Here is a 7,960-nt window from a genome sequence, read left to right on the forward strand (position 1 = left end):
TTACCAAGTGGCATTTAGGAAGAAAATTTATATGGATTTGAGTACATTACAAGCTGATTTGGATGAATGGTTGCTGTATTATAACCATCACCGAACCCATCGAGGAAAAATGTGCTGTGGAAGAACGCCAATGGAAACATTAGTTGATGGAAAACGAATTTGGGCAGAAAAAAATTTAAGCTCAAATTAATCTGACAGACACACATCGTTTTAAACGGGGACTGGTCAGATTGAGTTTGATCTTCTACACTTAATTTACAAATTTGTGTGATAAAAAATGCCCCAATTCGTTGGGGCATTTTTTTGTTTAAATTATAAGGCTTTTAAAATATCATCAACCCGTTCTTTTGCATCGCCAAAGAGCATTTGCGTATTTTCTTTGAAGAATAGCGGGTTTTGTACGCCGGCGTAGCCGACCGCCATTGAACGTTTGAAGACGATAACGTTTGCCGCTTTCCACACTTCCAATACCGGCATTCCGGCAATTGGGCTGTTTGGATCGTCCATTGCCGCCGGATTGACGGTATCATTCGCGCCAATAACTAGCACAACGTCCGTTTCAGCAAAGTCATCATTGATTTCGTCCATTTCAAGCACCACATCGTAAGGCACTTTAGCTTCCGCTAATAACACGTTCATATGGCCCGGTAAACGCCCTGCCACAGGGTGAATCCCGAAACGAACATTGACACCACGTTCACGCAGTTTTTGCGTAATTTCCGCAACCGGATACTGTGCTTGTGCCACTGCCATTCCATAGCCGGGAGTGATGATGACCGAACCGGCATTTTTCAACATTTCCGCCACTTCTTCTGCGGTGGTTTCACGGTGTTCGCCCTGTTCTTCTTTGGAAGACGTAACCACGTCGTTACCAAAGCCGCCGGCAATGACGCTGATAAATGAACGGTTCATTGCTTTACACATAATGTAAGAGAGGATTGCGCCCGATGAACCGACTAACGCACCGGTTACGATCAATAAGTCATTGCTGAGCATAAAGCCTGCCGCCGCCGCCGCCCAACCGGAGTAAGAGTTGAGCATAGACACGACTACCGGCATATCCGCCCCGCCGATTGAAGCAACTAAATGCCAGCCGAATGCGAGAGCGATTGCCGTCATCAATAGCACAGGGAAAATATTTTCCGGACTATTTAAGAACACCACCATTAACAACGCGGAAACGACTAAAGCCGCAAGGTTTAATTTATGGCGGTGCGGTAACATTAACGCTTTTGAGTTGATGATGCCACGCAATTTGCCGAAAGCAACGATTGAACCGGTAAAGGTTACTGCCCCGATAAAGATACCTAAAAAGACTTCAACATTGTGGATATTTTGTAGCACAGGATCTGCTTCGTGGCTTAAACCGTAGCTGTTAAAGCCGACCAACACTGCCGCTAAACCGACAAAGCTGTGTAGGATCGCCACTAATTCCGGCATTTCGGTCATTTCGACTTTTAAGGCTTGGCGAATACCGATTGCACCGCCGATCGCCATTGCGATTAAGATCCAAATTGTGCCTTTGGATTCCGGCCCAAAAATGGTTGCAACGAGGGCGATTGTCATACCGACAATACCGTACCAGCAGCCCGCTTTGGCGGTTTCGTGCTTAGAAAGCCCCGCAAGGCTCATAATAAAGAGCAATGCTGCGATAATATATGCAGCTTGAACTAAACCTTCAGACATTGCTTTCTCCTTAACCTTTTCTGAACATTGCAAGCATACGTTGGGTAACTTTAAAGCCACCGAAAATATTGATACTTGCGACTAAAATAGCAATAAATGCGAGGATACTGATAAAGAACCCGCCTTGAGCGATTTGCAGTAATGCCCCGACAATAATAATGCCCGAAATTGCATTGGTTACCGCCATTAACGGTGTGTGCAGAGCGTGGCTCACGTTCCATACCACATAGTAGCCGACTACACAAGCCAGTACGAACACGGTAAAGTGTGATAAAAACGCCGCAGGGGCAACGGAAGCAATCCAAAGGAAAGCCAGTCCCGCTAATGCCATTGCACCGTATTTCACACGGGGATCAGTCGGTTTTTCTTCTTTTTTAGCAACCGGTTTGGCATCGGCTTTCTGCTGTGGCTGAGCGGATACTTGAATTGGCGGTGCCGGCCAAGTGATTTCACCGTCACGAATGACAGTAACGCCACGCAATACCACATCGTCAAAATCAATTTGGATATTCCCGTCTTTCTCTTTGCAGAGAAGTTTGAGTAAATTGACTAAGTTTGTGCCGTAAAGCTGAGAGGACTGGGTTGGTAAGCGGCTTGGTAAATCGGTGTAACCGATGATTTTGACTTGATTGTCGGTAACGACCACTTTGCCCGCTTGGGTTAATTCGCAGTTGCCGCCGGTGGCTGCCGCTAAATCGACAATCACACTGCCCGGTTTCATTGACTCCACCATCTCTTTGGTAATCAAACGTGGCGCAGGTTTGCCCGGAATTAACGCAGTGGTGATAATAATATCAACCTCTTTCGCTTGCTCGGCATAAAGAGCAAGGGCGCGGCGGTTAAATTCTTCCGACATCACTTTAGCATAACCGTCGCCGCTGCCGCCTTCTTCTTTGAAATCAATTTCAAGGAAACTTGCCCCCATACTTTCGACTTGCTCTTTGACTTCCGGACGGGAGTCGAAGGATCTCACAATCGCACCAAGACTATTTGCCGCGCCGATTGCCGCCAAACCGGCAACACCTGCGCCGATTACCAATACTTTTGCCGGCGGGACTTTACCTGCTGCGGTAATTTGACCGGTAAAGAAGCTGCCAAATTCGTGAGCGGCTTCCACTACCGCACGGTAGCCGGCAATATTTGCCATTGAACTGAGTGCATCAAGAGATTGCGCACGGGAGATGCGAGGTACGGCATCCATTGCCAGTACATTAATTTTTTTTGCGGCTAATTTTGCCATTAACTCCGGATTTTGTGCCGGCCAAATGAAGCTGACGAGCGTTGCACCCTCTTTAATTAAGGCAATTTCTTCATCGGTTGGGGCATTGATTTTAAAAATAATATCCGCATTCCAAACGGCAGTGGCATTCCCCACCGTTGCGCCGGCTTCAGCAAAGGCTGCATCTTCAAAACTGGCTTTAAATCCGGCATCGCGTTCAACGATCACATTAAAGCCTAGTTTGAGGATTTGCTGAACGGTCTTCGGCGTTGCCGCCACACGACTTTCATTGTCCAGCAGCTCTCTTGGTACACCAATAAGCATAAAGACTCCTGTATGATTTTAAAATGAAATAGTGAAACTGTTTTCGTGAAAAAACAGGCATAAATGTACCATTTATTTTTGTGATTGGGAAAAATTTTTCTAATCCATTATCTAAAAGGGATAAATTGCAGAATTGTACTGTCCAAACCAGTATTCCGATAAAAAATTACATTAATTATTGGAGTTAGCAAGGCTTTTTTGCTATATTGACACACAATTTTCCCCTTTTCTCGCCAAGGGGTTTCTTTTTTGAATACAACGCAAAATTAACGGATCCCACTATGTTTAAAAAATTTCTTGGATTATTTTCAAACGATCTTTCTATTGATTTAGGTACGGCAAACACCCTGATTTATGTTAAAGGGCAAGGCATCGTATTAGATGAGCCTTCGGTGGTTGCGGTTCGCCAAGATCGTATTGGGTCGTTAAAAAGTATCGCAGCGGTCGGCACTAATGCAAAATCAATGCTCGGCAAAACCCCAAAAAGTATTTTGGCGATTCGTCCGATGAAAGACGGCGTAATCGCCGATTTCTATGTAACGGAAAAAATGTTACAGCACTTTATCAAGCAGGTGCACAGCAACAACTTTATGCGCCCAAGCCCGCGCGTATTAGTGTGCGTACCGGCAGGAGCAACCCAAGTCGAGCGTAAAGCGATTAAAGAATCGGCAATCGGTGCAGGTGCGCGCGAGGTTTATTTAATTGAAGAACCGATGGCGGCAGCAATCGGTGCGGGATTACCGGTTACCGAAGCGGCGGGGTCAATGGTGATCGACATCGGCGGTGGGACAACCGAAGTGGCGGTATTATCCTTAAACGGCATCGTTCACTCATCTTCAGTGCGGATCGGGGGGGATAAATTTGACGAAGCGATTATCGCTTATGTCCGCCGTCATTATGGTTCGGCGATCGGGGAAACCACGGCAGAGCGTGTCAAAAAAGAGATCGCCACCGCTTGTATCCAATTAGATGATAAAACCAAAGAGCCGCTAGAAGGCGAAGTAAAAACAATGGAAGTACACGGTCATAATCTGGCGGAAGGTGCGCCGAGAACTTTTGAACTAAACTCAAAAGAAGTGCTGGAAGCGATTGAACAGCCATTAACAGGCATTGTAGAAGCGGTAAAAGGCGTATTGGAACAATGCCCGCCGGAATTAGCTGCCGATATTTTCGAGCGTGGAATGGTTTTAACCGGTGGTGGTGCGTTACTGAAAAACCTTGATGTATTGCTCTCAAGAGCGACAGGTGTACCGGTGATTGTGGCTGAAGATCCGCTTACGTGTGTGGCGCGTGGTGGCGGTAAAGCGTTAGAGATGATTGACACCCACGGCGGCGATCTGTTTAGTGATGATAACTAATTGAATATTGTGATAAATTAGTGAATTGGTAGGGACGCATTGCGTCCCTCTGTTTAACGGTAAGCCCAGTTTTAACCCGATGTGCTTACCCTATGCAAGCGGTCAGCAATACGCCATAATTTGCAAAGCACATTTTGGTCATTCTCATCAACGAAATAAACAATGAAGCCCATTTTTGCCAAAGCGCCTTCCCTTGGCGTGAGACTTTTCTTTGCGGTGAGCATCTCTATCGCCTTTATTTTATTGGACGGTCGCAGCAATGCAATGATCCAAATGCGGAATATGCTCGAAACCGCCGTCAGCGGTTTATACTATTTTGCTAATGCGCCCCGCACGGTGTTAGATAGCGTTAGCAATAACTTCATTGATAGCCAAAAATTACAGCTTGAAAACCAAGCCTTAAAAGAGCAGCTACGGGAAAAAAACGCCGATTTGTTACTGCTTGAGCAGCTCAAGGTAGAAAACCAACGCCTGCGTTTGCTGCTTAGCTCCCCCCTACGTCAAGACGAATATAAAAAAGTGGCGGAAGTATTAACCGCCGAAATGGACGCTTACCGTCAACAAATTATTGTCAATCAAGGTCGCAAAGACGGCGCATTTGTCGGGCAGCCGATTATTGATGAAAAGGGCGTAGTCGGGCAGATTATTTCTGTCGGCGAAACCAGCAGCCGGGTGTTACTGCTGACGGACGTTACTCACGCCGTTCCGGTACAAATTTTACGCAACGATGTGCGGGCGATTGCTAACGGTACGGGCAATAATGATGAATTGATTTTAGATAATCTACCTCGAACGGTGGACATTAAAACCGGCGATATTTTGGTTACTTCCGGCTTGGGCGGACGTTTTCCGGAGGGCTATCCGGTTGCCGTGGTCGAAATGGTGCATAATGACGGCTCAAACCATTTTGCCAAAGCTATTGCTCGCCCGTTGGCATCTTTAGAGCGGCTGCGTTATTTATTACTATTGTGGCCGACAGCGGAAGAAATGCATAAAACCCAGCGGCTTTCTCCGCAAGATGTGCGTGATGTGGTGGAAGAACGCCGCCGAAATTTACACCCGCTCTCTCGGCTTAAAAATGCGAAAAAGATGAAAATCGGTAATAACGAAGAACCGAAAAACGAACCGCTTGAACCGGAAGAACTGCTTGAAAATCCGGCAACTGCACCGGAGGCAGAGAGCGAGATTAACCACAGTACAGATCAAGGGGCAGAATAATGAGAGAAAATGCGCTGTTTCAAATTCTGGTATTGGTGCTGATTTTTATTGTGGCGTTTGTATTGGAAATTATGCCGTGGCCGGCGGGATTTCAAGGGCTGCGTCCAACTTGGGTAGTGTTGGTGTTGATTTATTGGGCATTGGCACTGCCGAATAAAATCAGTGTGGGGACAGCATTTATCGCCGGTATTATTTGGGATCTGATTTTAGGTTCCATTCTAGGCGTTCACGCTTTGGTCTTGTCGATTGCGATCTATTTTGTGGCGAAATATCACCTGATTTTGCGTAATCTTTCCCTATGGTTGCAAGGGGTGCTAGTGATTGCCTATATTGCCGTGATCCGTTTTTTGATCCTTTTTGTCGAACTGGTTTTACATGGTGCCGTGTTTAACCAACAAGAGCTACTAGGGGCGGTCATTAGCGGGGTTTTATGGCCTTGGATCTTCCTGTTAATGAGACAAATCCGCCGAGGGCTACACTTACGCTAATGAACAGTTTAAGCCTTGATTTTTCAGCCGATTTTCGTCCGCTTTCTGCCAGAATGCGCCCTCGCAGTTTGGCGGAATATGTCGGGCAGGAACATTTACTCGGACAAGGCAAACCCCTTCGCCGTGCGATAGAAGCAGGGTATAGCCACTCAATGATTTTCTGGGGGCCGCCCGGTACGGGTAAAACCACCTTGGCAGAGATTATTGCGAGCAGTCTTGATGCCGAAGTGATTAAACTGTCTGCGGTAACCAGTGGTATTAAAGAGATCCGAGAAGCGATTGAACAAGCCAAACTGCACCGTCAAACCGGACGGCGAACGTTGCTGTTTGTGGACGAGGTACATCGCTTCAACAAAAGCCAGCAAGATGCGTTTTTGCCGCATATTGAAGACGGCACGATTGTGTTTATTGGCGCAACCACCGAAAACCCTTCCTTTGAACTGAATAACGCTTTGCTCTCTAGAGCGAGAATTTACATTCTCAAACCGCTGCAAGCGGTCGAAATTCGCCAAATTTTGCAAAATGCCCTTACAGACAAAGAGCGGGGGCTAGGCAATGAGAAAATAGTGATCCAAGATAATGTACTGGATCTGCTGGCGGATTATGTTAATGGTGATGGCCGTTTTGCGCTAAATTGCTTGGAATTGATGAGCGATATGGCGGAAGCACTGCCACAAGGCAAATTATTGGATAAAAACCTGCTGGTAGAAGTGCTGGGGGAACGCCAAGCCCGTTTTGATAAAGGCGGTGATCGCTTTTACGATCTGATTTCCGCCCTGCACAAATCGGTGCGGGGATCATCACCGGACGGCGCACTCTATTGGTACGCCCGTATTTTGACCGCCGGCGGCGATCCCCTGTATGTCGCCCGCCGCTTATTAGCGATTGCTTCCGAAGATATTGGCAATGCCGACCCCCGAGCAATGCAAATTGCGTTGGCTGCATGGGACTGCTACACTCGAGTGGGCGCTTACGAAGGTGAGAGAGCAATTGCGCAAGCGGTGATTTACCTTGCTGTTGCCCCGAAAAGCAATGCTGTTTATACCGCCTTTAATGCTGCCAAACAGCTCGCTGCTGAAGAAAAAGATTATGACGTACCGCCTCATTTACGCAATGCACCGACCGCATTGATGAAATCCCTCGGCTTTGGCGAAAGCTACCGCTATGCGCACGATGAAGCCCACGCTTACGCCGCCGGAGAGAATTATTTCCCGCCTGAATTAAAACAGACCCAATTCTATTTCCCGACAGACAGAGGAATGGAAAAACAGATCAGAGAAAAACTCGACTGGCTTAAACATTTAGATGCTGCTAGTGAACAAAAACGCTATAAATAAAATCGCCGATTTAAAATTTGATTGAGCAAAAAAACAGAAGTAAAATAAAATTTGTTCAATTAACCTAAAAAGGAAAATTATGTGTAGAAGATCAAACTCAATCTGACAGTCCCCGTTTAAAACGATGTGTGTCTGTCAGATTAATTTGAGCTTAAATTTTTTTCTGCCCAAATTCGTTTTCCATCAACTAATGTTTCCATTGGCGTTCTTCCACAGCACATTTTTCCTCGATGGGTTCGGTGATGGTTATAATACAGCAACCATTCATCCAAATCAGCTTGTAATGTACTCAAATCCATATAAATTTTCTTCCTAAATGCCACTTGGTAA

At 46.3% G+C, this 7,960-nt stretch carries 6 protein-coding genes and 2 pseudogenes; 5 read left to right on the forward strand and 3 right to left on the reverse strand.

Features of this window, described 5'->3' with window-relative positions:
- Window positions 1-190: pseudogene (locus E4T80_RS12225) on the forward strand (IS481 family transposase); the annotation flags it as partial.
- 122 nt (window positions 191-312) lie between these two features.
- Here the strand turns inward: E4T80_RS12225 and pntB are convergent.
- Window positions 313-1,686 carry a Re/Si-specific NAD(P)(+) transhydrogenase subunit beta gene (gene pntB / locus E4T80_RS12230; protein WP_135058675.1) on the reverse strand — a complete coding sequence of 458 codons (1,374 nt, stop codon included), beginning with the start codon at window positions 1,684-1,686 and terminating at the stop codon, window positions 313-315.
- 10 nt (window positions 1,687-1,696) lie between these two features.
- The gene (gene pntA / locus E4T80_RS12235) at window positions 1,697-3,229 is read right to left on the reverse strand and encodes a Re/Si-specific NAD(P)(+) transhydrogenase subunit alpha (RefSeq protein ID WP_135058676.1); all 1,533 of its coding nucleotides are present in this window, start codon (window positions 3,227-3,229) and stop codon (window positions 1,697-1,699) included.
- Between the two features lie 281 nt (window positions 3,230-3,510).
- Here pntA and E4T80_RS12240 point away from each other — a divergent pair, with 281 nt between their 5' ends.
- The 4 genes from E4T80_RS12240 to E4T80_RS12255 all read left to right on the forward strand — a co-directional run bounded on the left by E4T80_RS12240 (window position 3,511) and on the right by E4T80_RS12255 (window position 7,630).
- Window positions 3,511-4,587, forward strand: a complete 1,077-nt coding sequence (locus E4T80_RS12240; protein WP_047977543.1) for a rod shape-determining protein — start codon at window positions 3,511-3,513, stop codon at window positions 4,585-4,587.
- A gap of 162 nt (window positions 4,588-4,749) precedes the next feature.
- Window positions 4,750-5,805: a rod shape-determining protein MreC gene (gene mreC, locus E4T80_RS12245; protein ID WP_135058677.1), complete on the forward strand. Its 1,056-nt coding sequence runs from the start codon at window positions 4,750-4,752 to the stop codon at window positions 5,803-5,805.
- A complete protein-coding gene (gene mreD / locus E4T80_RS12250; protein ID WP_135058678.1) occupies window positions 5,805-6,293 on the forward strand; it encodes a rod shape-determining protein MreD in 489 nt (162 codons plus the stop codon). Before mreC ends, mreD begins: the two co-directional genes overlap by 1 nt.
- The gene (locus E4T80_RS12255) at window positions 6,293-7,630 is read left to right on the forward strand and encodes a replication-associated recombination protein A (protein WP_135058679.1); all 1,338 of its coding nucleotides are present in this window, start codon (window positions 6,293-6,295) and stop codon (window positions 7,628-7,630) included. The genes mreD and E4T80_RS12255 overlap by 1 nt, the downstream gene beginning before the upstream one ends.
- Before the next feature lie 140 nt (window positions 7,631-7,770).
- Here E4T80_RS12255 and E4T80_RS12260 read toward each other — a convergent pair.
- A pseudogene (locus E4T80_RS12260) lies at window positions 7,771-7,960 on the reverse strand (IS481 family transposase); the annotation flags it as partial.

The organism is Muribacter muris, from assembly GCF_004569585.1.
Classification (GTDB): Bacteria; Pseudomonadota; Gammaproteobacteria; order Enterobacterales; family Pasteurellaceae; genus Muribacter; species Muribacter muris.

Bases quoted from the DNA above. Each gene is read 5' to 3' on its own strand.
- mreC (WP_135058677.1), top strand. From the start codon at position 4,750: ATGAAGCCCATTTTTGCCAAAGCGCCTTCCCTTGGCGTGAGACTTTTC.
- pntA (WP_135058676.1), bottom strand. From the start codon at position 3,229: ATGCTTATTGGTGTACCAAGAGAGCTGCTGGACAATGAAAGTCGTGTG.
- mreD (WP_135058678.1), top strand. From the start codon at position 5,805: ATGAGAGAAAATGCGCTGTTTCAAATTCTGGTATTGGTGCTGATTTTT.
- pntB (WP_135058675.1), bottom strand. From the start codon at position 1,686: ATGTCTGAAGGTTTAGTTCAAGCTGCATATATTATCGCAGCATTGCTC.
- E4T80_RS12240 (WP_047977543.1), top strand. From the start codon at position 3,511: ATGTTTAAAAAATTTCTTGGATTATTTTCAAACGATCTTTCTATTGAT.
- E4T80_RS12255 (WP_135058679.1), top strand. From the start codon at position 6,293: ATGAACAGTTTAAGCCTTGATTTTTCAGCCGATTTTCGTCCGCTTTCT.